Raw genomic sequence first — 25,014 nt, forward strand, 5'->3', positions numbered from 1 at the left:
AAAATCCACAGACCTTTTGTGGAAAAAAGGATTTTCGGACTGTGGCTCAGGTCAAAGGGGTGCAGGCACGACCGAGTCTGGACTCCAGGTGCCGGGCATGGGTTTGCGGCCTGCGGCCCCCTGCCGCTAACCGAGGATTTGCGGCCTTCCACCGTTTGTCCGGGCACCCGTGATTGACCGATCAGGCGGCTGGGACTAGCGCACCTCCCATGCCGCGGCTCATTGGGGGGTGCGGCATGGCTTTTTTCGTTGGGGGAGGCGAATCATGGCTGTTTCTCTGGTGACCGTGGACCGCCCCGGGGTTGGGCGGGGAACTTGCCGCGCCGACGCGGTGTGGGATTGGGTGCAGGTGCTCTCAGGCCTGGGGCTTGCCCTGTTCTTGGCCTTCCATACCCTGCTTACCGCGAGCGTGCTTTTGGGGGCAGGGGTGCTCGATGCGGTGGCTGGCGGCCTCGAGGCGGTGCATTTGGATACGCTTGCGCATTGGACCGTGCCGGTGCTCTTCCTCGTGCACTTTGTCGCCGCGGCGCGCAAGGTGCCTTTCCGGGTGCGCGAGCAGCGCGTCCTGTGGGCGCAGGCGCGGATGCTGCGCCATGCCGATACCTGGGCCTGGGTCGTGCAGGCCGCATCCGGCATGGCGGTGCTCCTTTTGGGCGTCATCCATATGTGGACCACCATCAACGCCGGCGCCATCGCGGCCGCCACTTCCGCGGCGCGGGTGCAGTCCGGCGGCTGGGTGGTGCTCTATCTGCTCCTTGCCCCATTGGGTCAGGCCCATGCGGTCATCGGCGTGTACCGGGCAGGGGTGAAATGGGGCTTCATCCAGGATACCTGCCGCGCGCAGGCGGTGCGCCTTGGGCTATACGTTTTGGCGGGTGGCTTGGTGCTCTCGTTGGCCGCGCTCGTGCGCTACGCAACCCTGTAGGAGGCCGGTATGCAGACGGTAGTGACGGATCTTTTGGTGATCGGCGCCGGACTTTCGGGGGAGCGCATCGCCGTGGAGGCGGCGGAGGCCGGGTTCGATGTGGTGTGTCTGTCCATCGTACCGGCGCGGCGTTCGCATTCGTCCGCGGCCCAGGGCGGCATGCAGGCGGCCTTGGGCAATTGCGCCATGGGAGAGGGCGACTGTCCGGACGTGCATTTCGAGGACACGGTCAAAGGCTCGGACTGGGGTTGCGACCAGGAAGTGGCGCGTATGTTCGTGGAGGCCGCGCCCATCGAGATGCGGCGCCTGGCCCATTGGGGAGTGCCGTGGAACCGGGTGGTGCCGGGCAAATCCTGCTACTTCAAGGGCGGCGAGCTCTTTGAAAAGTACGAGAAGGAAGACAAGGCCGGGCTCATCACCGCGCGTTCCTTCGGCGGCACGGCCAAGTGGCGCACCTGCTACACCTCCGACGGCACCGGGCATGCGGTCATGTGCACCATGGACAACCGCTGCGCCCAACTGGGCATCCGGGTGCTGGACCGCAAGGAGGCCATCGCCCTCATCCACGACGGGGAAAAGGCCTTGGGCGCGGTGGTGCGCTGCCTGCGCACCGGGGCCCTGGAAGTCTTTCTCGCCCGGGCCACGGCGGTGTGCACCGGGGGGTTCGGCCGCTTGTACCGCGCCACCACCAACGCCGTCATCTGCGACGGCGCGGGCGCGGCCATGGTGCTCGACACCGGACTGGTGCCCATCGGCAACCCCGAGGCCATCCAGTTCCACCCCACGGGCATCGTGCCTACGGACATCCTCGTCACCGAAGGCTGCCGGGGCGACGGCGGCACCTTGCTCGACGTGGACGAGTACCGCTTCATGCCCGACTACGAGCCGGCCAAGGCGGAACTCGCCTCCCGCGACGTGGTCTCGCGCCGTATGATCGAGCACATGCGCAAGGGCAAGGGCGTGCCTTCGCCCTACGGCGAGCATCTGTGGCTGGATATCCGCCACTTGGGCGACGCCCATATCTCCACCAAGCTGCGCGAGGTGGACGAGATCTGCAAACACTTCCTCGGCATCGACCCACGGGTGAGCCTCATCCCCGTGCGCCCCACCCAACACTACACCATGGCCGGCATCCGCACGGACAAGACCGGCGCGGCCTACGGCCTGCGTGGGCTCTTCTCCGCCGGCGAGGCCGCCTGCTGGGACCTGCATGGCTTCAACCGGCTCGGCGGCAACTCCCTGGCCGAGACCGTGGTGGCCGGCGGCATCATCGGCCGCAGTATCGTGGAGTTCTTGCAGGGCACTCCGGCCCCGACGTTTCCCATGGACCTGGTCCGCGCCGAGGTGGCCCGGCAAAAGGCGCGCACCCAGGCCCTGGTGTCCGGAAGCCAGGGCAGGGAGGATGTCTTTGCCGTGCGCGGCATGATGCAGGACGCCCTCATGGAAGGGTGCTTCGTGTTCCGCAACGACGCCGGCCTGCGGGCGTGCATTGCCCGGCTGCAGGAAGCGCTCGAGCGCAGCCAGCATTTGGGGCTGCGTTCTTCGGGCAAGGGGGCGAACCCCGAAGTGGCCGCGGCTCTGAAGCTTCCCGGCCAGGTGCGCCTGGCGCTGTGCATCGCCACCGCCGCCTTGGCCCGCACCGAGAGCCGGGGCTCCCACAACCGCGAGGACTATCCGGAGCGCAATGACCGCGACTGGCTTTGCCGTACCCTGGCCTACTGGGACGAAGGCGCGACCCTGCCGCGGCTGGCCTACGAAGATGCCACCTTGGTGTTCGAGATCCCGCCGGGAGACCGTGGCTACGGCGGCGGCAAGATCATCCCTGCGGACCCGGCGGTGGTGGCGGCCAAGACCCGCGCCCAAGGCTGATATTCCAACCCTGCGAGGACCCCATGGCTCGAACCCTGACCTTCCATATCTTCCGCTACAACCCAGAGGACCCGGACTCCACGCCGCACATGCAGGACTTCGTCCTGGAGGAAACGGCCAACATGACCCTGTTCATCGCCCTCAACCGGCTGCGCGAAGAGCAGGACCCCGGGCTCATGTTCGATTTCTGCTGCCGTGCGGGCATCTGCGGCTCCTGCGGCATGGTGGTCAACGGCCGCCCGCGGCTGGCGTGCCAGACCAAGACCAAGGACCTGCCGGAGACGATCACCCTGCTGCCGCTGCCGGTCTTCAAGCTCATCGGCGACCTGTGCGTGGACACCGGCTCGTGGTTCCGGGAGATGTACACCCGCACGGAGTCCTGGATTCATACCTCCCAGCCTTTTGATCCCGCCAAGGAAGAGGCGCGCATGGACAACGCCGTGGCCGAGGCCATCTATGAGATGGAGCGGTGCATCGAGTGCGGCTGCTGCATCGCCGCCTGCTCCACGGCGCGCATGCGGCCGGACTTTCTCGGTGCCGCGGGCCTGGCGCGCATCGCCCGCTTTGTCGTGGATCCGCGCGACGAGCGCACGGACAAGGAGTACTTCGAACTCATCGGCAATGATTTTGGCGTGTTCGGCTGTATGGGGCTTTTGGCCTGCGAGGACGTCTGTCCCAAGAACCTGCCGCTGCAGAACCAGATCGGATTCTTGCGCCGTAAGATGGGGATCACTGCGGTGAAGCAGCTTTTGGGGAGGTAGATCATGCGCGTGCTGGAGCCGGAGCGAATTACCCAGGCCGTGGCCGCCATGTGCGTGCGCGCCTGCCGCGTGCTGCCCACGGACGTGCGCGCCGCCTTGGACCAGGCCCTGGCCGAGGAGACCCACCCCGCTGGCCGCGAGGTGCTGCGCCAACTGGTGGAAAACTATCAGCTGGCCGAGCGTGAGCAGCTTCCCCTGTGCCAGGATACGGGGCTTGCGGTGTTCTTTGTGGAAAAAGGCGATGCGGTGCGGGTGCCAGGCGGTATTGCCGCGGCCATCGAGGCCGGAGTGCGCCAGGGCTACGCCGAGGGGCTGCTGCGCAAATCCGCTTGCCACCCGTTGAGCCGGCGCAACACCGGCGACAACACCCCGGCGGTCATCCACCTGGAGGAAGTCCCGGGAGATGGGCTGCGCATCGCCTTCATGGCCAAGGGCGGCGGGTCCGAGAATATGTCGCGGGTGACCATGCTCTCGCCAGCCCAGGGTTGGGAAGGTATCCGGCGCTTCGTGGTGGAGCGGGTGGCCGAGGCAGGTCCCAATCCTTGTCCGCCCATCGTGGTGGGGGTAGGAATTGGTGGCTCCTTTGAGCTCGCTGCCCGGATCTCCAAACAGGCCTTGCTGCGTCCCTTGGATGACACCCATCCCGATGCAGAGATCGCGGCCCTGGAAGTGGAACTCTTGCGGGACATCAATGCCTTGGGCATCGGTCCCATGGGACTTGGCGGCCGCACCACGGCACTGGGCGTGAAGATCGCCCTGCGTCCCTGCCATATCGCCAGCCTCCCGGTGGCGGTGAATATCCAATGCCATAGCGCCCGGCATGAGGAGGTGGCGTTCTGATGGCCGAGTATCGTCTGCACACCCCGCTTCCCGAGGATGACGCCCGCAGGCTACGCGCCGGGGATGTAGTGCTCCTTTCTGGCACCATCTACACCGCTCGAGATGCCGCCCATCGACGCCTTATGGAGCTTTTGGACCGCGGCGAGCCGCTCCCCTTCCCGGTGGAAGGGGCGGTGATCTACTACGTGGGCCCTACCCCGGCGCCGCCAGGACGGCCCATCGGTTCCGCCGGACCCACCACCAGCTATCGCATGGATACGTATGCCCCGCGCCTGCATGCCTTGGGAGTGCGCGCCACCATTGGTAAAGGTCGACGCAGTGCAGCAGTGCGCGACGCCCTGAGGGAATACGGTGCTGTATATCTGGGCGCCACAGGCGGGGCTGGGGCGCTGCTTTCCCGAGCTATCACCGCGGCCACGGTCATCGCCTTCGAGGATTTGGGACCTGAGGCCGTGCGTGCGCTTACGGTGCAGGATTTTCCCACCCTGGTCATCAATGACAGCGTGGGCGGCGAATTGTACGTACAGCCGGACCGGGCTGCGGCGCGCATCGCCTAGCACGGGTCTGGGTCAAGGACTTTGCAATCGATCACGGGGCAACGCCCCATGGAGGATACATGGCGCTTTTTACCAAAGAAGAGGCCCTACAGTACCATAGCAGCGTGCGGCCGGGAAAATTGGAAGTGGTGCCCGTCAAGCCCTACCACAACCAAAAGCATCTGAGCATGGCCTATAGTCCGGGGGTGGCCGAGTCGTGCCTGGAGATCGCCCGCGACCCGGAGGCCAGCTACACCTACACCGGCCGCGGCAACCTCGTAGCCGTGGTGTCCAATGGTACGGCGGTCTTGGGCCTGGGCAATATCGGGCCCTATGCGGCCAAGCCGGTGATGGAAGGCAAAGGTTTGCTTTTCAAGATCTTCGCTGACGTGGACGTGTACGACATCAACGTGGCGGAAACCGACCCTGACTGTTTCTGCGCCATCGTGCGCGCCCTGGAGCCTACCTTTGGCGGCATCAACCTGGAGGACATCAAGGCCCCGGAGTGCTTTGCCATCGAAGAGCGCCTCAAGCGGGAGATGCGTATCCCGGTGTTCCATGACGACCAGCACGGCACGGCCATCATCTCCGCCGCGGCCTTGCTCAATGCTGTGGAGATCAACGGCAAGCGCCTGGAAGACCTGCGCCTGGTGGTCTCCGGCGCAGGCGCGGCCGCCATCTCCTGCACCCGCCTCTATATCGCCCTGGGCATCGATCCGGCCAACGTGGCCATGTTCGACTCCCGTGGCCATATCCACAAAGGCCGCACCGATCTCTCGCCGGAAAAGCGTGTTTTCGCCACCACTCGGACGTACGACTCCCTCGCCCACGCCATGCGCGGAGCGGACATCTTTCTCGGGCTCTCCAAAGCCAATGTGGTGACCCCGGACATGGTGGCCTCCATGGCCAAGGACCCCATCATCTTCGCCTGCGCCAACCCGGTGCCGGAGATCGGCTACCACGAGGCCAAGGCCGTGCGGCCGGACGCCATCATGGGCACCGGGCGCTCGGACTATCCCAACCAGATCAATAACGTCCTTGGCTTTCCGTTCATCTTCCGCGGCGCGTTGGACGTGCGCGCCACCACCATCAACGAGTCCATGAAGCTGGCGGCCGCCCGGGCGCTGGCGGCCTTGGCCAAGAAGCCGGTGCCCGAGTATGTGCTTGCGGCCTACGGCGTGGACAAGCTCACCTTCGGGCCGGACTACATCATCCCCAAGCCGGTGGACTTGCGGCTCATGGAGTTCGAATCCGCGGCCGTGGCCCAGGCGGCCATGGATACCGGCGTGGCCCGCGCCCCCATCGCCGACATGGCCGCGTACCGGGCGCAGCTGCGCGAGCGCATTACCGCCTCTCGGGCTCGGCTCGATGCCTTCATGCGCTCCTATCCCCAAATCTTCTAGCCGAGACTACGGGGCCACCGAACATTCGGTGGTCCCGGCGTTTGGGAGAAATATGCTGCCTCTCGCAATTCTTCGTTTCGCTCCGCATGAAGGGCCGGGGTATTTGGCGCAGGTGCTGGAAGAACAGGGGCGTCCTTGGCGCCTGGTGGCCGTGGATCAGGGCGACGAGGTGCCCGTGGACCCTTCGGCTTTTGCCGGCCTGGTACTCATGGGCGGCCCCATGAGCGTCAATGACCCCCTGCCGTGGATCCCGCAGGTGCTGGCGCTTGTGCGCCGGGCCGTGGAGACGGGTGTTCCGGTGCTCGGGCATTGCCTGGGGGCACAGCTTCTCGCCCGGGCCTTGGGGGCCAGTGTCACGCCCAATGCCGTTGCCGAGATCGGCTGGCACCCGGTGCAGGTGCGACCGGGCGGGGAAACCTGGTTTGGCGACGTGCGCTCCTTTGTCGCCTTCCACTGGCATGGCGAGACCTTCGCCATTCCCGAGGGTGCGCAGTGGATCGCCCAAAGCGTGGCCTGTCCCCACCAGGCCTTTGCCCTGGGCCCGCATTTGGGACTGCAATTCCACGTGGAGATGACCGCCCCCATGGTGGAGGAGTGGGCCGCCTTGGGCGCGGAGGAGATCTGCGCCCATTTCGGCCCCTGGGTGCAGGAGCCCCAGGCCATGATGGCCGCCACCCCACAGTGGATCGACGCCCTGCAGGCCGTGGCCCGCACGGTGTATGGCCGCTGGCTGGCCGGGGTTGATGGGCGGCCGCTGCGGTCTAGATGAGCCCCCCCTCCCAGTTCCACAGTCCCGGCCGTTCCTTGAGGGGGACGGTCTTGGGCACCCATTCGTGCAGGGTGGCCAAGACCTGGTAGCCGGCACCAAGAAGTTCCTGCTGGTGGGCCGAGAGGTTCAGCTCCCAGTTGGGGTAGGTCCAAAACAGCGAGCCGTGGCGCTGCGTCCAGAAGACTTCGCCTTTGGGGCTGATAAGCGGTTCGCCGTCGCGGATGCTGTCGGCGCGGATGCGGGCCACACAGGCCGGAAGCATGCCCCCGACCACGACGCCCATGGGAAGCGGACTCGATCCCGGCAGCGCCAGCAGGCTTTCCCCATCGAGCTCGAAGGAGGCAAAGGCCCCGGCCAGGCCGAAATCCGCCAGGGCGGCAAGGCAGAGGGCGTTGGCCGCGTGGCAGAACGGGCCGGCCCAGGCCTCGGCGCGGGAAGAAAGCAGTGCCCGCTGCCAGGGCGCGCCGAGCACGAAGCGCCGGCCGCCGAGGCGCTCCACGTCTTCGAGGTGCTCGGCAAAGGCGGCTTCTTCCTCGGGCCAGATGATGGGCGGCAGCCACCACCACAGCCGCCGGAAGATATGCCGGGAGATGGAGCGCTCCACCCCAGGCAGAAACCAGATCCCGTGCTCGCCGTCGCGGGGCAGGCGGGCCGGCAGCCGGCGCCAGGCATGGAGGTGGATGGGCCGGGTCGGGCGCGTCCGTGGTTTGGGCTGCGGGAGTTTTGGGGCAAAATCGGAGTTGGGCGTGGGCGGCGCGGCGGGAAGCTTGGCCCGCCACGTGCGCAGGATGTGGACGAGCTCCGGGGGCCGGCGGTCAACGAGAAAGACCGGTTTGCCCTGGGCGGGCCGGGAGAGATCCAGGCGGCCGCCTTTGGGGATGGAGCGGCGCACGGGCACGGTGAAGGATCCGCCCGCGTCTTCCAGCCCCACGCGCACCAGGTCGCCGGCCATCAGGGCCTCGCGCACCTGCACCCGGGGCTGCGGCCCGCCGGCCACGCTGCCGAGCAAGAGGCCCGAGCCGGTTTGGGGCCGCAGCGACAGCGGCGAGCGCGGCTTGTGCCCCAGGAAGAAGGAGCGGGTGGTGGGCCGGCCCAGGGCCATGGCCAGCAGGTCTTCGGCCTCGCGCCGGGCCTTGGGGTCGCGGCCGTGGTCGCGGAGCAGTTGGTAGGCCCGTACGGTGTGGAACACGTAGTGCGGGCCTTTTTTGCGGCCCTCGATCTTCCAGGAGCGCACGGCGGGTACCTCGCCCAAAAGCCGCACCAGGACCCCAAGGCCGAGGTCGTCGCAGGAAAAGAAGGCTTGGGCCTCGCCCTTGCGGCGGTAGCGGCGGCGGCAGGGCTGTACGCAGCGGCCGCGCAGCCCGCTTTTTCCCCCCAAAAGGCTCGACCACGAGCAGCGGCCGGACACGGCGTAGCAGAGGGCGCCGTGCACGAAGACTTCCAAGTCCAGGTTTGGCGGCAGCATCCGGGCCACGGTCTTGATCTCGTCGATGGAGAATTCCCGCGGCAGCACCACCCGCTGGATGCCGAGATCCGCGGCCAGGGCCACGCCCCGGCCCGGAGAGGCCGCCGCCAGGGTGGAGAGGTGGAGCTCTCCGGCAAACCCGGTCTGGCGGGCCAGGGCCACCATGGCGAGATCTTGGAAGATGAGGGCGTCCGGCAGCACCATGCGGGTCATGCGCTCCAGCAGTCGGCCGGCCTGGGCCAATTCTCCTGGCTTGATGAGGGTGTTCATGGCCACATACACCCTGCGGCCGTGGCTGTGGGCCAGGGCCGTGAGGGCGGCCAGCTCACCGAGACCGAAGTTGTCGGCCTCCATGCGGGCGGAAAAATGCTTGAGGCCGCAGTACACGGCGTCGGCACCGGCGGCCAGGGCGGCGAGAAAGCTGTCGCTGTCGCCTGCTGGGGCAAGGATCTCTGGGGAAAAAGAAGTCACGCGTGCTGCGCCTCCATGGGCAGAGGGATGGCGCAGGGCCCACAAACACCGCTTGGGCAGGGTGAGTCCTGCGCTTGTGTCGGAATCCCCGCACGCCGTCACCCAAGGACTGTCGGCGTGGGCCGGGGTACGGCTTATGTTTCCAGGAGCGCGGTGCTGAAGTAGCGCTCCGCCCGGTCAGGAAGCACTGTGGCGATGACGCCGCCGAGCTTGCGCCGCATCTGCCGGCAGGCCCACACATTGGCCCCGGAGGAGATGCCCACCAGGAGGCCGAAGGCGCGGCCCAGCTCGCGGGTGGTGGCGATGGCGTCCTCGTCGGTAACCTCGATGACGTCGTCCACCAAGGAGGTGTCCAGGATGGCGGGGATGAAGCCGTCGCCGATGCCCTGGATTTGGTGCAGTCCCGGCTCGTGGCCCAAGAGGGCGGAGACGTTTTTGGGCTCCACCGCCACGATGCGCACCCCGGGCCGGTGTTCCTTGAGGAAAGAGCCTACCCCTTGCAGGGTGCCGCCGCTGCCCACCCCGGCCACGAAACAGTCGATTTCGCCGCCGGTTTGCCGCCAGAGCTCCCGGGCGGTCTCTTCGTAGTGCACCCTCGGGTTGTCGGGGTTTTCGAACTGCTGGGGTACGAACACCCGCGGGTCTTCGGCCTGCATGCGCCGCACGGCGTTCACGGCCCCGGCGATGCTCTCTTCCGCCGGGGTGAGCACGAGCTCCGCCCCCAGGCTGCGGATGAGCTTTTTGCGCTCCTCGCTCATGTTCTCGGGCATGACGATACGCACGGCATAGCCTTTGAGCCGGCCCACCAAGGCGATACCGATGCCGGTGTTGCCGCTGGTGGGCTCCACGATGATGGAGTCGGGCTGCAGGCGGCCGTCGCGCTCGGCCCCTTCGAGCATGGCCAGGGCCACGCGGTCCTTGATGCTGCCGCCGGGGTTGAGAAATTCGGCCTTGGCCACGATGCGTTCGCCGGGGAATTCGAAGAGGGGCGTATTGCCGATAAGGCTCAAGATGGAGTCGGTACGCATGGTCTCTCGCGCAAAAAAGAGGCTCCAGGAGCAGTCCTCCCGGGCGCTTTCTCCATAGCCGTGGGCGGCTTGTCTTGGCAAGGTCGGTGTTCGGCAGGGCAAAATTTTTCGTGACTAACATGGCGATGCACCATAGACGCCCCCTGCCCCGTCGTTGGTCCAAAATAAGGGGAGGAAAAACACTATGCTGTGGTGGCTTGTGGCAATGATGATTGCTGGGATGGCGCTCTCGGCGGCAGCCGGCCGGGGGCGTTTGGGCGCGGTGCTCGGCCCGGCGGTGATGTTCGCGGTCTGTCTGGCGGGTTTGGGCTTCGCCCTGGGACCGGACGGCCGCTGGGTACTGCCGTTTGCGCCGCCTTTGGGTTCTGGAGCCCTGCGCCTGGACGCGGTGGCACGTTTTTTTCTGCTTCCCCTCTTTGGGCTGGGGGCCATGGTGGCCATCTACGGCGTGGGCTATTTGCAGCATGCGGTGGGCCGCCGTCATTTGGGCGTCCATTGGGCCGTGGTGCTGCTTCTGCTGCTCGGGATGACCGTGGTGTTTCTGGCCGACGATGGCTTTGTGTTCTTGGTGGGCTGGGAACTCATGTCCGTGGCCCCGTTTTTTCTCGTGGCCTTTGACGATCACGATGCCTCGGTGCGTGCCGCGGCCTGGGAGTATTTGGCCGCAGCGCACTTGGGAGGCGCGGCGCTCGTGGCGGGCCTCGCCCTGGCCGCGGCGTCGGGCGGATGGTCCTTTGACGCCATGCGCGCGGCCCTGCCGGGAAGCGCCCTGGCGCTGCCGGTATTCGGGCTCATGGTACTCGGCGGCGGGGCCAAGGCCGGTCTCGTGCCGCTGCACGTATGGCTGCCGGAAGCGCACCCGGCCGCGCCGAGTCATGTGTCCGCCCTCATGTCCGGTCTTATGGTGAATACCGGGATCTATGCTGTGGTGCGCGCCCTGGACGTGGTGGGCATGCCTGGGGCCGGCGCGGGCGTCCTCTTGGTGCTGGCGGGCTTGGTGAGCGCGGTGTTCGGGGCCATGCAGGCCCTGGTGCAGGGGAATGCCAAACGGCTGCTTGCCTTCAGCACGGTGGAGAACATGGGCTTGGTGTTCATGGCGGTGGGTGTCGGTATCGTGGGATATGCCTGCGGCCTGGTGGTCACCGCCTGGCTGGGTCTGGCGGCGGCCTTGATGCATCTCTTGCACCATTCCTTGTTCAAGGGGCTCCTGTTTATGGGGGCCGGTGCGGTGCTCGAAGCCACAGGAACGGTGGAGCTTCGCGCCCTGGGCGGGATCGCCCAGCGCATGCCGCAGGTGAGTCGGTGCATGGCCGTAGGCGTGGCCACGGTGTCGGGGCTTCCGCCCTTTTGTGGGCTGGTGGGCGAGGTGCTGCTCTTCGCCGCCCTGGCTACGGGCATGGCGGCGTCTGACCCCGGGTTGCGCGGCGTCATGCTCGCCGGATTCGTGGGGCTGGCCTTGGTGAGCGGCGTGGTGCTTGCCGGCATGACCCGGCTGTTCGGGATCGCCTTTTTGGGCGCCCCAAGGTCGCCGCAGGCCGCGGAGGCCAAAGAGCCGGGAAGGCTCATGCGCCTGCCCATGATGGTGCTGGCGGCCGCCTGTTTGGCCGCGGCAGTGGCGGCCCCGGTGGCCTTGGGGCTCGCCCTGCCTGCCGTGGGCGTGGTCTTGGGTGCGGTCCCGCGGGAGCCGCTTGCCCCGTTTGTGGCGGGAGTGGCGCAGATTGCCACCATCGGTGTAGTGGTCGCCGTCGCGGTGGTCGTGGTGGCGGGGGTGCGTCGATTGCTTCCCGGCTGGGCGGATGCCCGACGGTTTCGTACTTGGGACTGCGGCTATGCGGCCCCGTCGGTGCGTATGCAGTATTCCGCCTTTGGCTTTGCCCAGCCCCTGTGGCGGGCCATCGGTGGAACGAGCGTTGCCCGGGTCACGGTCGAAAAGCCTGTTGGATTCTTTCCGGCGCATGCCTGGGCGCGCGTGGAGCCTGCGGATCCCCTGCGCACGGCGTGGGAGAGGCTTTTTGGCGGGGTGCGCAGCATGTGTGACGCCCTCAAGTGGCTGCAGCACGGCCGCATCCAGCTCTATGTCTTCACCATGGTGGCGGTGTTGGGGATCCTCATCGTATGGCGGCTTTGGGGGGAGTAGATGGAAAGTCTGTTCTGGGGGGTGGGCGTGGTGTGCGCCCCGCTCCTTTTGGGGATCATCAATCGGGTGAAGGCGCTGTGGGCGGGCCGGCGTGGTCGGCCCATGCTCCAGACCTATTTTGATATGGCCAAATTACTGCGCAAGGGCACTGTGGTGAGCGAGACGACCTCATGGGTGTTTCGCTTGGGGCCGGTATGCGCCGTGGTGGGGCCGGCGGTGGCCATGCTCCTCGTCCCCTTTGCGGGAAGACCGGGCCTGTGGTCCTTCCCCTTGGATTTCGTGGTGCTCGCGTACGTGCTCGCCCTGCCGCGTCTGGGCACCATGCTGGCCGCTCTCGACGTAGGCTCCAGCTTTGAAGGCATGGGGGCGAGCCGGGAGGCCGCCTTTGGGGCCCTGGCGGAACCCGCTCTGCTGGCGGCGCTGCTGGCCGCTGCAGGTCAGGGGGGCTTGCGGCTGGCCGACGGCGTGGCGGCGGTGGATGTGCTGCACGGCGGCGGCGTGCTGCTGGGGATTGCGGTGTTTCTCCTGCTGCTGGTGGAGAACGCCCGCATGCCGGTGGACGACCCCAACACCCATCTGGAACTCACCATGATCCACGAGGTCATGGTCCTGGACCATAGCGGGCCGGAGTTGGCCGCCATCACCTATGGCGCGGCGCTCAAGCTGTGGGTGTTCGCCGCGCTCCTCGTGGCCCTGGTCTTGCCGCTGCACGCCGTGTCGTTGCCGTGGGCCGTGGTTGCCCACGTGACCGGGATCTTGGTGGTGGCCGCGGCCGTGGGTGTGGTGGAGTCCTTGAGCGCCCGCCTCCCCATGCCGCGGGTGCCGGCCTTCATCTTGAGCGGCGCGGCCTGCGGCTTGGTGGTGCTGTTTGCCGTGATCTGGGGAGGACGGCTATGAGCGTACAGACCCTCTCGTTGGTATGGTGGGCGGTGATCTTGAGCGACCTCGTGCTCTTGGGCGCAGGGCGGCTGCGGCATCTCATCCTCCTGTCGGCGGCCCATGGGGTGCTTTTGGGCGTCGTGGTGGCAGGCATGAACCCTGCAGGGGAAGGGGTGCTGGTAGCCGCGGCCATGGCGGCCCTCAAGGCCGGGGTGTTCCCGTGGCTTTTGTGGCGCACCATGCGCCGCATCGGTTCGAGCGAGATCGTGGAGCCCTATATGGGCCTGGGCACGAGTGTGGTGCTGGGCCTGGTGGGCCTGGGGCTGCTCTTTGGGTTGGAGTCCCGGGTGGTGCTGCCGGTGGCGGCTCCGCCGCTCTTGCTCCCAGCGGCCCTGCTCACGGTCCTTGCCGGCATCATTCTCATCGTGCTGCGCCATAAGGCCCTTACCCAGGTCATTGGGTATCTCACCATGGAAAACGGAATCTTTCTTTTGGGCGTGCCCTTGATCGGCCACGACGCCATGTGGATCGAATTCCTCATCCTCCTGGATTTGTTCGTGGCCATTTTTGTCATGGGGATCGCCATCCACCACATCAGCCGGACCTTTGACTCCATCGACGTGGACCGGTTCTGCACCTTGCGAGATTAGCCATGCCCATCATTCCCTTTGCCCTTGTCTTTCTGCCCGTTGGGGGCGGTATCCTCGCCCTGCTGGTGGCGCGTGATGCTCTGCGCCGGGGGCTTTTGGTGGTCACTGCCGTGGCCCATGCGGCCATGGTGGCGGCGGGTGCCGCCGCCCCTACGGTCCCGCCAGAGGCTATGCTCGGCCTGGATGCCCCGGGACTTGTGTTTTTGGGGTTGGCGAGCATCCTCTTTGTGGCGGCCAGCATCTATGCTGTCGGGTACTTGCGCGCCGAGACCAAGGATGAGCGCGCCGATTTCGTCGCTGGGGTGATGTTCCGCAACGCCCCGGAGCGGATTTTCACTGCCTGCCTGCTGTTTTTCCTGGCATCCATGAGCTTGGTGTGTCTTGCGCGCCATTTGGGCCTGTTGTGGGTGGGGGTGGAATGCACCACCCTGGCCAGCGCACCCCTCATCTATTTCCACCGCCATCAGCGCTCGTTGGAAGCCACCTGGAAGTACCTGCTCATCTGTTCCGTGGGCATCGCCTTTGCCCTCATGGGACTTATGCTGGTGAGCTATGCTGCGGCCGGCAGCTCCTCTTCGTTGCACCTCGATGCCCTGATGGCGCACGCCACGGCCATGCGGCCCCGCTGGCTGCAGGTGGCCTTTGTGTTCTTGCTGGTCGGTTATGGATGCAAGATGGGACTTGCGCCCATGCACCATTGGCTGCCCGACGCCCATAGCGAGGCACCGTCTTTGGTGTCGGCCCTGCTTTCCGGGGCCCTGCTCAACTGCGCCTTTTTGGGCATCATTCGGGGGCATCAGCTCTGTGTGGCCGCTGGGCTGGGCGAGTTTTCCGGATCCATGCTCGTGCTCTTGGGCCTGCTCTCGCTGGGGACCGCTGCCGTGTTCGTGGTGGGGCAGGGGGATTTCAAACGCATGCTTGCCTACTCCAGCGTGGAGCACATGGGGCTGCTTGCCCTGGCCTTGGGCGCGGGCGGCGCTCCGGCGGCCTCCGGCATGCTGCATGCCGTGAACCATTCCCTCACCAAGGCAGCGCTCTTTCTCTTGGCGGGGAACATCTTGGCCCTGTACCACACCAAGTCCTCCTATGACACCAGCGGCCTGGTGCGGACCATCCCGGTGACGGGCGTGCTGTGGGTGGCGGGGTTTCTTTCCATCACCGGGACGCCCCCGTTTGGGACCTTCGTGAGCGAGCTCGGCATCGTCCAGGGGCTTTTGGCCCAGGGGCGCTTCGGGGTGGCGGCCCTCACCGTGCTCTGCCTGGCGGTGATCTTTGTGGGCATGTCCATGGCCGTGGCGCGGATGATCCAGGGCCCGCGGCCGCGCTATCTGCGCGGCACGCCTCGTGAAGAGTGGACCAGCGTGGGCCCGTCGGCCATATTGTTGGCGCTGGTCTTGGCCCTGGGCGTGGTGCAGCCGCACGGTTTGCGCCAGCTCTTAGGCGAAGCCCTGCGCGTGGCAGGCGGGATGTAGGAGGATTTATGCTGGCATGGACCCAGGAACAGACGATCGCCGTAAACGAGATTTCCGTGCTGTCGCCCGAGGCGTTTCGCGCCGCGGTGGCGCAGGCCGTGGAGCAGGGAGCGCGGCTTGTCGCCTTGTTTGCTGCCCCCAAGGGCGCGGTCAAGCGGGTGTATGCGGTCTTGGCGTGGGATGGACGCCACCTGCTGGAGACCGTGGCCATGGAGCCGTCTCTCGGGTATCCGAGTCTGACCCCCGTATGCCCGCAGGCCCATTGGTTCGAGCGGGAACTCTTTGAAATTCATGGGATTACCCCGCACAATCACCCGTGGCTCAAGCCCATCCGCTTTCATGAGCGCCAAGACGGCGGCGAGCGGCCGGCCCCGTGCGTGACCGAATATTTCACCGTGGACGGACCAGAGATCCACGAAGTGGCCGTAGGTCCGGTGCATGCCGGCATCATCGAGCCCGGGCATTTCCGCTTCCAATGTCTGGGCGAGACCGTGATGCACCTGGAGATCTCCTTGGGCTACCAGCACCGGGGTATCGAGGCCCAGCTGGCGGGCGGACCGGATCGGCGTACCATCCATTTCATGGAGACAGCGGCCGGGGACACCACCATCGGACATACCTGGACGCATTGCGCCCTGGTGGAGGCCTTGGCTGGCGTGACCGTGCCCGCCCGGGCACAGGCCATTCGCGCCCTGGCCTTGGAGTTGGAGCGCTTGGCCAATCACACCGGGGACGTGGGGGCGCTGGCCTTGGATATGGGATTTTTGCCGACGTCGTCCTTTTGCGGGCGGCTGCGCGGTGATTTTCTCAACATGACGGCGCTTTTGTGCGGCAACCGCTTTGGCCGGGGCCTGGTGCGGCCCGGAGGCGTGGCCTTCGATGTGGAGCCCGAGCGAACGCAGGAACTCCTGCGCCGCTTGGCGGCCACGGTACGGGACGTGCGCGGGGCGGTGCGGCTCTTTGTGGAGTCTTCCATGGCCCGGAACCGCCTGGAGGGCGTGGGGGCGCTCTCCACGGGTGAGGCCGTGGCCTTGGGGTTGGTGGGGCCTGCCGCCCGTGCCTGCGGCGTGGTGCGCGACGATCGCTGGGCCCATCCCCAGCCCGGGGTGCCCCATCCCGAGGGCGCGCCGGCCACGGCCGAAGGCGGGGACCTCCTTGCCCGGGCCATGGTGCGCGTGCGCGAGATCGAGGCCAGCGCCGCCATGGTGGAGCAATTGCTGCGGCGGCTGCCGGAGGGGCCGATCGCATGTCCTGTCCCACCGCTTGCGCCGCGGCGGCTGGCGGCCTGCCTGGTGGAGGCCTGGCGGGGAGAGGTCTGTCATGTGGCGGCCACGGACGAGAGCGGTCGCTTTGCCTGGTATAAAATGGTGGACCCGTCCTTCCACAACTGGTTTGGACTCGCCATGGTGCTGCGGGGGACGGAGATCTCTGATTTTCCCTTGTGTAACAAAAGTTTCAATCTGTCCTATTGCGGACACGACCTGTAGGAGCGCAAGCATGCTGCGAGTCCTTGCCGAGCGCTGGCACCAGAAAATGCGCACCATTGATTTTCCGCGCACCCATCCTCCCCTGTCCGATCGCTATCAGGGCCGGCCGCTGCTTGCGCCCGAGCGCTGCCCCGGCGCAGGGTGCGAGGCATGCACCGCGGTGTGCCCCACGGGCGCGGTGGGGGTGGATGGCCAGGGGCTGTTTCTCGATTTGGGGCGCTGCCTTTTCTGCGGGGCGTGTGTGCGCGCGTGTCCGCACGGGGCGGTGGCCTTTGGACAGGATTTCCGCATGGCGGCCCGTCGGCGCGAGGACCTGATCCTGCGCGGGGCGTCGATGCCGGAGATCACCCCCTTGGAGGAAGAACGGCGCCGGCTCTTTGCCCGCTCCCTGCGGCTACGGCAGGTGAGCGCCGGGGGGTGCATGGCCTGTGAGGCGGATCTCAACGTGCTCACCACCGTGGTCTTCGATCTGGGGCGGTTTGGCATCGATTTCGTGGCCTCGCCGCGCCATGGCGACGGTGTGGCGGTCACTGGGCCGGTGACCCGCAACATGCGCGACGCGCTGCTGTGGACCCACGCCGCAAGCCCGGATCCGCGCGTGAGCGTGGCCGTGGGGGCGTGCGCCATCTCTGGAGGCATCTATGCAGGGCTGCCGGAGACATCGAGCGGGGCGACGGAGCTTCTGCCCGTAGACCTCTTCATCCCCGGCTGCCCGCCCCATCCGCTCACCATCTTGCATGGGCTTTTGGGGCTCATCGGCCGGCTTTCCTAGGCCTTGGTCCGGGTCACCAGGCGGCGGTAGAGGTCGAGGAACTCCACGAAGTCTTCGTGGCGGCCGCCGGCATCCGGGTGGAGGACCTTGGCCCGGCGCCGGAAGAGGCGGATGAGCTCGGCACGGCCCAGGGCCTGCAGCTTCGGCCATGGCATGCCAAAAAGGACCTCGGCCCGGGTGGCGTCCACCGGTCTGCTGGGCCGCCGGGGGCGCGGCCGCCGGAAACTGCCCATGAAGCCTTCCACGATGCGCGCCCAGGGGTCTGCGGCGGGAAACTGGAAGTCGTAGTGGTAGCAGGCGTAGCGGCGAAGATAGGGGTGGATGCCCGAGGCCGGCCGCACGATCCCCTGCCAGAAGGCGTCGTCCGCGTGGATCTGGCAAAGGGCCCGCAGGAAGGCGGCGTCCACGGCCTCGGGGTCGAGGGCCTCAGGGGCATGGCGGGCGGCAAGGCAGGCAAACTGGCCTTGCAGGTTGAAGGCGGCAAAGGTGTAGGCGCGCAGCTCCTCGGGCCGCAGGGTGCGCTCCATGCGCCAAAATTCCTGCTCCAGCTCATCGCGGCTTTTTCCCACAAGACGCAGGAAAAGCTTGGGATGCACCAGGTGGATGGCGCCAAGGTTGGTCTCGCCAGTGCGTAAAAACGCCAGCCGCCGTTTGTCGAAAGGGTGCAGCCCTGCCACCTGGGCTTCTTCTTCCGGCAAGAGGCGGCGGCGCACCCAAGGCCGACGGTGTCCTTGATCTTCGAGGGCGGGAATGAAGGGCGCGAAGGCCGCTTCCAGGGCATCGAGCAGGGCGTCGTCGAGACAGCCGGCGGCAGCGAAGACCGCATCGAGCAGCTGCGGCCGAAAGGCGCCGTCTTCGTACCAGGCACAGGGGTTCGGGCCGAGGTCGAGGATGGTCTGGCTGAGGAGCATCCCTGCGGTGGAAACGGTGCGGCGCAGCGCGTAGCGTGCCCCTTGAGGAGTCAGGATTCGAGCAATGTACATGGCGTCCTCCATGGGCATCCATAATGCCTGCAGGGCCTGCGGAAAAGGCCTTGCGCGGCTTGGAGGCGCTCTATCGCGAAGATGCCCTCGGTGCCGCCCGCACAAGGCATTGGGGGAACGCGGCGCCTGCGCACGAGGGAGAAGGTGGTTAGAGCGGCGCCACCTCCCAGCCTACGATCTGACGTTTTACCGTGCTGAACTCCACTACAGACCAGTGAAGAACGCACGATTGCCGGCAAAGGCCTCGGCCAGGGTATCGAGGAAGAGGGATTTGCCGAAGCGCCGCGGCCGGGAGAGGAAGTAGTACTTCCCGCTTTCGGCAAGCTTTGCCACAAAAGGCGTCTTGTCCACGTAGTAATATCCTTCGCGCCGGATCTCGGCAAAGGTCTGGATGCCGATGGGCAGTTTCTTGCGTTCCATGGCAGCCTCCGTGCTGGAGCGGGGAGACATTGTGTGTAGCCACCACTGGTTGGGAAGTCAAAATGGGAAGCCGAGCGCCCCTGGGACAGACTCCCCCCCAGTGTCCATCGGCGCATGGGTCCCCTCTAGACAGCGCCCAGCATGCAAGGGCATGGAGGAGCATCCTTGGAGGCTCGTATGCGCGCACATCAGCTCGTGGCCCAGTACTATCCGGATTTTCCCCGCCGCCGTGTGGGGCGTGTGGTCACCGACACCACGGATTTCATGGGTATTGGTTATGGGGACATCATGGCCCTTGGAGACCTGCATTATCTCGTTCTTGGGGATGAAAAAGAACGGAGTTTCGGGATTGAGGATCCTAAATATTGGGTCAAGCGCTGTCTCGAGCTGGAAACAGGTGTGCGAAAAATCGTCAAATTGGTCTTTTATGAGAGTTTTCCTGTCTCCATAGGAGAGCTTTCCATTCAGTGTTTTCGCAGTCCGCGCAAAGAGGCGCGAGTATTGAATCTGGTTCATGGAGATTCCCGTTTCATGCAGGGCCGGACCGTGCTCGATAGTGCAGGCAACGAGGTGCGCATTCTCGACATTGTGCGCGGAGAGCTCTTTGCGCACCGGGTGCACCGGAACCCTTTGGATCACCGGCGCTATCTCTTTGAGGTCCTTCCAGATCTTCTCGAACGCTTCATGGGGGCGTGTGCGGCCATTGCGATGCTCCACCAGCATGGGGAAAACCATGGCGATATCCGCCGGGATCATCTGTGGGTGGAGAGCGAAACCGGAGGGCTGGTATGGATCGATTTCGACTACACCTACGAGTTCCATGAAAATCCCTTTGGCCTCGATATCTTTGGATTAGGCAATATCCTTCTCTATCTGTGCGGCAAAGGTTTTGTCACCCGTCTTGCCATGACGGAAGACGAGTTTTCCGGAGATCGGAATGCCGTGCTGCATCCTGAAGACTTTTCCATATTATTTCGGCATCGACTTTGTAATCTTCGTAAGGTGTATCCGTATATTCCCAAGGAGCTCAACGATGTCCTCCTGCATTTTGCAGTTCAGTCAGAGATTTTTTATTTTCATGTATCGGAATTTCTTGAGGATTTGCAGCGTGGACTTTGGGCGTTGCGCCAAGGAGACTGGTCATGAATGATCCCAAGCGCGTGGTGGTGGCGGTGGACGGATCGGACAATGCCTGGCGGGCGGTGGAATACGTGGCCGCGATGTTGGGCGGTGTGCCTGGGGTGCAGGTCTGCGTGCTGTTGGTGGAGCGCCTGCCGAGCCGGGATCTTTTTGCCTCGCAAGTCGCTTGGGAGGCGACCTGTCAGGTCTATCGGGAGCGGGCGAGGGCGTTTGTGGATCGCTGCCGCCAGCGATTGGAGGCGGCCAACCTGGCGGTGGAGACGGTGGTCATCAATTCCTGCGTGGCCGTGGAAAATGAGGCGGGGGCGGTCTGCAGCTTGGGCACCTCCATCGCCCGGGATATCATCGCCTTCCAAGAGCAGGGGCAATACGGCACCGTGGTCGTTGGCCGTCGCGGGGTCTCGCGTGCAGAGGAATTCCTCTTTGGCAGTGTGACCACCAAGGTCACCCACTTGGCCCGCAACTGCGCCGTGTGGGTGGTGCAGTGAATCCCATCGGCGCACATGCCCTGGTGATGGAAGACGGTGCCGTTCAGTGGCGCAGGGTCTCCGTGCGTCAGGCCTGCGGTGTGGGGTGGCGCTCTTCGTGGCGCTTTTCCAGATAGTAGAGCACCGGCACCACCAGGCGGGAGAACAGGGTCGCCGCCACTTCGCCGGCCATGAGGGAGATGGCGAGCCCCTGGAAGATGGGGTCGAAGAGGATGACGAAGGCCCCGGCCACCACGCTGGCGGCAGTGAGCAGCATGGGGCGAAAGCGCAGGGCGCCGGCCTCCACCACGGCCTCGGCCAGGGGGACGCCCAGGCTTCGGCGCAGCTCGATGAAGTCCACCAGGATGATGGAGTTGCGCACCACGATGCCCGCGCCGGCGATGAAGCCGATCATGGACGTGGCGGTGAAAAAGGCGCCGGCCAGGGCGTGGGCCGGGATGATGCCGATGAGCGACAGGGGAATGGGCGCCATGATGGCGATGGGCGTGGTGTAGGAGCCAAACCAGCCCACCACCAAGAGGGCGATGAGCACCAGCACGGCGGCAAAGGCCAGACCCATGTCCCGGAAAACTTCGTAGGTGATCTGCCATTCCCCGTCCCATTTGAGCACGTACTCGTGGTCCTGGGCAGGCATGCTGGTGGTCAGCCGCGGCAGCGCACCAGGTTGGACGCGCTGCCAGGCCCCGTGGCCTTGGGCGGCAAGGTCGTCCAGGGCGTGGCCGGCGCGCAGCATGGCGTAGATGGGGCTTTCTTCTCCGCCGGCCATGTCCGCGGTGACGTACACCACGGGAAAGAGGTTCTTGTGGTAGATGACCGCAGGCGCCATATCCTGGCGGATGTGCGCGATCTCTCCCAGGGAGACGACGCCGTGTGTCCCGTGGATCCCCAACGCGGCGAGCTGGCTTTCACTGGTGCGGCGGCCCTGCGGCAGGCGCACCACCAGGGGCACGTCTTCGCGACTTTGCGGGTCGCGCACGAGGCCCACGGTGGTGCCGCGCAGGGCGGCTGCCAGCACCTGGCGGGCCCGCTGCGGCGAGACCCCCAGGGCCGTGGCCTTGTCCGTCACCAGCTCCACCCGGAGCTCGGGGTGCGGGTCGGTGACGTACCAGTCCACATCCACTACGTTGGCAGTGGCCTTGAGCACGTCGCGCACCTGCCGGGCCACGGCCAAACGGCCTTCTTCGCTGGGGCCGTAGATTTCCGCCACCAAGGTCTGGAGTACCGGCGGGCCGGGAGGGACCTCCACGGTCTTCACATTGGCGCCGAAACTCTGGGCCGCAGGGGCCACGGCCTGCCGGATCCGGGCCGCGATGGCGTGGCTTTGTTCGTGGCGCACGCCGCGCGGGGTGAGGTTGACCTGGATTTCCGCCTCATGGGAGCCTGTGCGGCTATAGTAGTGACGTACCAGTCCATTGAAGGTGAAGGGCGCGGCAGTGCCCACGTAGAGCTGGATGTCTGTCACCGTCGGGTCGGTGAGCACTGCCCGGGATATGGCCTCGGCTGCGGCCATGGTCTCTTCCAGGGCCGTGCCTTCGGGCATGTCGATGACGAGCTCGAGTTCGCTCTTGTTGTCGAAGGGGAGCATCTTCACCAGCACCAAGCGCAGGGGAAACATGGCCACGGCCAGGAGGAAAAGCACCGCCACGGCGCCGAGAAAGACGGCCCGATCCCGGGGATGGTGGATGAGCCGGCGCATGAAGTTGGCGTAGAGCTGGGTGATGCGGCCGCTGGAGTGCTCGGTGTGCTCCACCTCGCGGCCCAAAAAGCGCTTGGCGAGCCACGGGGTGATCACGAAGGCCACCGCCATGGAGAGCAGCATGGCGATGCTGGCGCCCACAGGCATGGGACGCATGTAGGGGCCCATGAGGCCGCGCACGAAGGCCATGGGCATGATGGCGGCGATGACGGTGAAGGTGGCGAGCACCAGGGGACCGCGCACCTCCGAGACCGCGTCCACGATGAGCTCCGAGAGTCCTTTGCCTCGGGACTGGGGCAGCCTGAGGTGGCGGACGATGTTTTCCACGTCCACGATGGGGTCGTCCACCAGGATGCCGATGCAGAAGATGAGGGCAAAGAGGGTGACGCGGTTGAGGGTGTAGCCAAGGAGCCAATACGTGGCCAGGGTGATGGCCAAGGTGACGGGCACGGCCACCATGACCACGAAGCTCGCCCGCAGGCCCAAAAACAGGGCCACGATGGCCCCGACACTCAGGGTCGCCAGCGCCAGATGGAAGAGGAGCTCGTCGGATTTGTGGCGGGCGGTCTCACCGTAGTCCCGCACCACCACGACCTCTACATCCGCAGGCAGGACGCTTCCCACCAGGGAGCGCACGAGGTGTTGGACTTCGTGGCTGATGCGGGTGGCGCTCTCGCCGGTGCGCTTGGCCACGGTGAGGGTCACGGCCGGGGCGAACTCTCCTGGGGCAAGGCCGATGCCCTTGGCGGCCTTGCCCGGACCTGCGGCGAAGAAGACGTAGTGTTCCGGTTCCAAGGGGCCGTCGCGCACCTCGGCCACGTCTTCCAGGTACACGGGCTTTCCGTGGTGTACGGCCACCACCACGCGCCGGACCTCGCTTGCCGAGGCGAGACCGCTCCACAGCCGTACCGGCTGCGATACCCCGGTGCCATGCATATACCCGGCCACCTCGGCCTGATTGTGGGCCTGAAGCTCTTCGGCCACCTGGGCGAGATCAAGGCCGAAGAGCCGCAGCTTTTCCGGATCGGGCTCCACGGTGATACCGCGGCGCTCACCGCCGATGATGGAGACTTCACTCACGCCGGGGATGCGGCGCACTGCTTCCGCCGCTTCCAAGGCCATGTGCCGCAGGCTTGCGGGCGTGCGGTGCGGGCTGGTGAGGCTTACGGCCACCACCGGCACGTCGTCGATGGAGCGGGGTTTGACCAGCGGCATGGAGCAGCCGGGCGGGATCCAATCCAGGTGCTGGTAGAGCTTGGCGTAGGTCTTGATGAGGCTCTCTTCCGGATTGGAGCCCACGGTGAAACGCACGATGCTCATGGCCGCCCCGTCCATGGCCGTGGAATAGACATACTCCACCCCCGGGATTTCCCACAGGAGCTTTTCCATGGGCCCCACCACCCGCTGCTCCACTTCCCGGGGGCTTGCCCCCGGCATGGAGACTTCGATGTCGATCATGGGGACCACGATCTGGGGCTCTTCCTCGCTGGGGGTACTGAGCACGGCCACCACCCCCAAGAGCAGGGCAAAGAGCACCGTGAGGGGCACCAGCTTGGAGTCCACGAAGAGCGCCGTGAGGCGGTGGAGCAGGTCGCCGGAGTGACTCATGGGGCGCTCCAGTGCATGCCTTCGCGGGTGGTTTCCGGGGCGCTCACGAGGACACGCTCACCAGCGTGCAGCCCCGCCACCACCTCCGCCAGGGCGTCGGGGGCTTCTGGGGCGGTTGGAATGAGCAGTTCGTTTTCCAGATGGAAGAAATCGCCGAGACGCAGCACCCGCAGTCGGATGGTGTCCGTGGCATCCACGACGAAGGCGGTGGGAAGTCCGCCGCGCCATTGGATGGCCGCCCGCGGTACCAGCAGGATGTCGCGTGCGTCCCCAGGGACGAGCAGCCGGGCGAACATCCCGGACCTGGCCGAAATCCCTTCCGGGAGCGTGGTCTTGACCCGGAACATGGTTCCCTCCACCGTCGGGATGCTGGCGGTGACCCGTACGGGGCGCGGCGTGGCGTCCAGGGCCGGGACGATCACCCGAAGGGTTTGCCCCACCGCCAACGTCGGCGCCAGGCGTTCGTCCACCAGGGCCTCCACTTCCAGGCCAAGGCGCTGATCTTCCACCACGGCGAGGATCTCGCCGGCGCGCACAAAGGCCCCGGCATCCACCATGCGCTGGGTGAGCACGCCGGCCTTCGGGGCGCGGACCACGGACTGGGCGCGGATGGCTTCCGTCTCCTGAGCAGCGGCAACGAGGCTTTGTGCCAGGGCCTCTTGGGCCTGGGCTTCCTGGGCGAGGGATTGGTGCTGGGCCCGGGCTTGATCCACCTCTTCCTGGGATACGCCGTCTTGGGCCAGGACCCGGTTCAGGCGCGTGAGGGTCTCCTTGGCCCGGGTGGCGCGCAGCCGGGCTGCAGCGGCCAGGGCTTCGGCCTGGCGCGCGGCCTGATCCTGGGAACGCTTGCGGGCCGCGAGGTCTGCGTCGTCGATGATGAGGATGGGCTGTCCGGATTGCACCGGCGCTCCTTCGGCCACCAGGACTTGGCGCACCGTGCCGCTCACCTTGCTCGCGAGCTCCATGCGGCCTTGGGCCTGGATCTGCGCAGCGATGGCCCGCACGCGGGAGGCGTGCACCGCAGCCAGGAGGTGTACCGGAGCCGTTACGGAAGCTGGCGCTGGGGGCGCTGCAGGCCCTTGGCTGCACGCGGTGGCAAGAAGCAGGAAGATCACGAAAAGGGGCACGGCACACCTCCACGGTTTGCCCCCAGGTAGCGCAGCATCCCGCCAAGGGCAAGGCGGGTGCGGCCGTGGATGCGGAAGTGACGCCGTG

General features: G+C 66.3%; 21 protein-coding genes. 15 read left to right on the plus strand and 6 right to left on the minus strand.

All coding sequences use genetic code 11. The features are described 5' to 3' along the window. The first annotated feature begins 265 nt into the window (after window positions 1-265). The 7 genes from QMF81_RS01900 to QMF81_RS01930 are packed head-to-tail and all read left to right on the plus strand — an operon-like array spanning window position 266 to window position 7,103. Complete coding sequence (locus QMF81_RS01900) at window positions 266-925, plus strand: succinate dehydrogenase/fumarate reductase cytochrome b subunit (protein ID WP_281751501.1); 660 nt, start codon at window positions 266-268, stop codon at window positions 923-925. A gap of 9 nt (window positions 926-934) precedes the next feature. Further along, entirely contained in the window at window positions 935-2,794 is a 1,860-nt protein-coding gene (locus tag QMF81_RS01905) for a fumarate reductase flavoprotein subunit (RefSeq protein ID WP_281751503.1), read from the plus strand. A gap of 23 nt (window positions 2,795-2,817) precedes the next feature. Beyond that, window positions 2,818-3,555, plus strand: a complete 738-nt coding sequence (locus QMF81_RS01910) for a fumarate reductase iron-sulfur subunit (RefSeq protein ID WP_281751505.1) — start codon at window positions 2,818-2,820, stop codon at window positions 3,553-3,555. A gap of 3 nt (window positions 3,556-3,558) precedes the next feature. Then, entirely contained in the window at window positions 3,559-4,395 is an 837-nt protein-coding gene (locus QMF81_RS01915) for a fumarate hydratase (RefSeq protein ID WP_281751507.1), read from the plus strand. Then, the gene (locus tag QMF81_RS01920) at window positions 4,395-4,952 is read left to right on the plus strand and encodes a Fe-S-containing hydro-lyase (protein WP_281751509.1); all 558 of its coding nucleotides are present in this window, start codon (window positions 4,395-4,397) and stop codon (window positions 4,950-4,952) included. Before QMF81_RS01915 ends, QMF81_RS01920 begins: the two co-directional genes overlap by 1 nt. 59 nt (window positions 4,953-5,011) lie before the next feature. Then, a complete protein-coding gene (locus QMF81_RS01925; RefSeq protein WP_281751511.1) occupies window positions 5,012-6,334 on the plus strand; it encodes a malic enzyme-like NAD(P)-binding protein in 1,323 nt (440 codons plus the stop codon). A gap of 52 nt (window positions 6,335-6,386) precedes the next feature. Continuing rightward, window positions 6,387-7,103, plus strand: a complete 717-nt coding sequence (locus QMF81_RS01930; protein ID WP_281751513.1) for a type 1 glutamine amidotransferase — start codon at window positions 6,387-6,389, stop codon at window positions 7,101-7,103. On the opposite strand, the gene QMF81_RS01935 is transcribed toward QMF81_RS01930, so the two are convergent. Continuing rightward, a complete protein-coding gene (locus QMF81_RS01935) occupies window positions 7,096-9,039 on the minus strand; it encodes a peptidase U32 family protein (protein WP_281751515.1) in 1,944 nt (647 codons plus the stop codon). The genes QMF81_RS01930 and QMF81_RS01935 overlap by 8 nt on opposite strands. Window positions 9,040-9,173: 134 nt before the next feature. After that, on the minus strand, window positions 9,174-10,067 hold the full coding sequence (gene cysK / locus QMF81_RS01940) for a cysteine synthase A (RefSeq protein ID WP_281751517.1): 894 nt from the start codon (window positions 10,065-10,067) through the stop codon (window positions 9,174-9,176). A 184-nt stretch (window positions 10,068-10,251) separates the two neighbouring features. On the opposite strand from cysK, the gene QMF81_RS01945 reads away from it, so the two are divergent. The 6 genes from QMF81_RS01945 to QMF81_RS01970 are packed head-to-tail and all read left to right on the plus strand — an operon-like array spanning window position 10,252 to window position 17,464. Beyond that, entirely contained in the window at window positions 10,252-12,204 is a 1,953-nt protein-coding gene (locus tag QMF81_RS01945; RefSeq protein WP_281751519.1) for a proton-conducting transporter membrane subunit, read from the plus strand. Continuing rightward, complete coding sequence (locus QMF81_RS01950; protein WP_281751521.1) at window positions 12,205-13,101, plus strand: NADH-quinone oxidoreductase subunit H; 897 nt, start codon at window positions 12,205-12,207, stop codon at window positions 13,099-13,101. Beyond that, window positions 13,098-13,733: a hydrogenase-4 component E gene (locus tag QMF81_RS01955; protein ID WP_281751523.1), complete on the plus strand. Its 636-nt coding sequence runs from the start codon at window positions 13,098-13,100 to the stop codon at window positions 13,731-13,733. Before QMF81_RS01950 ends, QMF81_RS01955 begins: the two co-directional genes overlap by 4 nt. Window positions 13,734-13,735: 2 nt before the next feature. Then, window positions 13,736-15,205, plus strand: coding sequence for a proton-conducting transporter membrane subunit (locus QMF81_RS01960; protein ID WP_348772182.1), 1,470 nt, complete (start codon window positions 13,736-13,738; stop codon window positions 15,203-15,205). Window positions 15,206-15,213: 8 nt separating this feature from the next. Further along, a complete protein-coding gene (locus QMF81_RS01965) occupies window positions 15,214-16,692 on the plus strand; it encodes an NADH-quinone oxidoreductase subunit C (protein WP_281751524.1) in 1,479 nt (492 codons plus the stop codon). A 10-nt stretch (window positions 16,693-16,702) separates the two neighbouring features. Continuing rightward, on the plus strand, window positions 16,703-17,464 hold the full coding sequence (locus QMF81_RS01970; RefSeq protein ID WP_281751526.1) for a 4Fe-4S dicluster domain-containing protein: 762 nt from the start codon (window positions 16,703-16,705) through the stop codon (window positions 17,462-17,464). Here QMF81_RS01970 and QMF81_RS01975 read toward each other — a convergent pair. Both QMF81_RS01975 and QMF81_RS01980 read right to left on the minus strand, forming a co-directional pair. Further along, a complete protein-coding gene (locus tag QMF81_RS01975; protein WP_281751528.1) occupies window positions 17,461-18,447 on the minus strand; it encodes a hypothetical protein in 987 nt (328 codons plus the stop codon). The two genes, QMF81_RS01970 and QMF81_RS01975, sit on opposite strands and share 4 nt — an antisense overlap. Before the next feature lie 204 nt (window positions 18,448-18,651). Beyond that, window positions 18,652-18,867 carry an AAA family ATPase gene (locus QMF81_RS01980; protein WP_281751530.1) on the minus strand — a complete coding sequence of 72 codons (216 nt, stop codon included), beginning with the start codon at window positions 18,865-18,867 and terminating at the stop codon, window positions 18,652-18,654. 177 nt (window positions 18,868-19,044) lie between these two features. Between QMF81_RS01980 and QMF81_RS01985 the strand changes: the two genes are divergently transcribed. Both QMF81_RS01985 and QMF81_RS01990 read left to right on the plus strand, forming a co-directional pair. Beyond that, the gene (locus QMF81_RS01985; RefSeq protein ID WP_281751532.1) at window positions 19,045-20,013 is read left to right on the plus strand and encodes a serine/threonine protein kinase; all 969 of its coding nucleotides are present in this window, start codon (window positions 19,045-19,047) and stop codon (window positions 20,011-20,013) included. Next, on the plus strand, window positions 20,010-20,495 hold the full coding sequence (locus tag QMF81_RS01990) for a universal stress protein (protein ID WP_281751534.1): 486 nt from the start codon (window positions 20,010-20,012) through the stop codon (window positions 20,493-20,495). The genes QMF81_RS01985 and QMF81_RS01990 overlap by 4 nt, the downstream gene beginning before the upstream one ends. A gap of 67 nt (window positions 20,496-20,562) precedes the next feature. On the opposite strand, the gene QMF81_RS01995 is transcribed toward QMF81_RS01990, so the two are convergent. Beyond that, complete coding sequence (locus QMF81_RS01995; RefSeq protein WP_281751536.1) at window positions 20,563-23,799, minus strand: efflux RND transporter permease subunit; 3,237 nt, start codon at window positions 23,797-23,799, stop codon at window positions 20,563-20,565. Beyond that, window positions 23,796-24,926: an efflux RND transporter periplasmic adaptor subunit gene (locus QMF81_RS02000; protein WP_281751538.1), complete on the minus strand. Its 1,131-nt coding sequence runs from the start codon at window positions 24,924-24,926 to the stop codon at window positions 23,796-23,798. The genes QMF81_RS01995 and QMF81_RS02000 overlap by 4 nt, the downstream gene beginning before the upstream one ends. Window positions 24,927-25,014: the final 88 nt, after the last annotated feature.

The sequence above is a fragment of the Thermodesulfomicrobium sp. WS genome (genome assembly GCF_027925145.1).
Classification (GTDB): domain Bacteria; phylum Desulfobacterota; class Desulfovibrionia; order Desulfovibrionales; family Desulfomicrobiaceae; genus Thermodesulfomicrobium.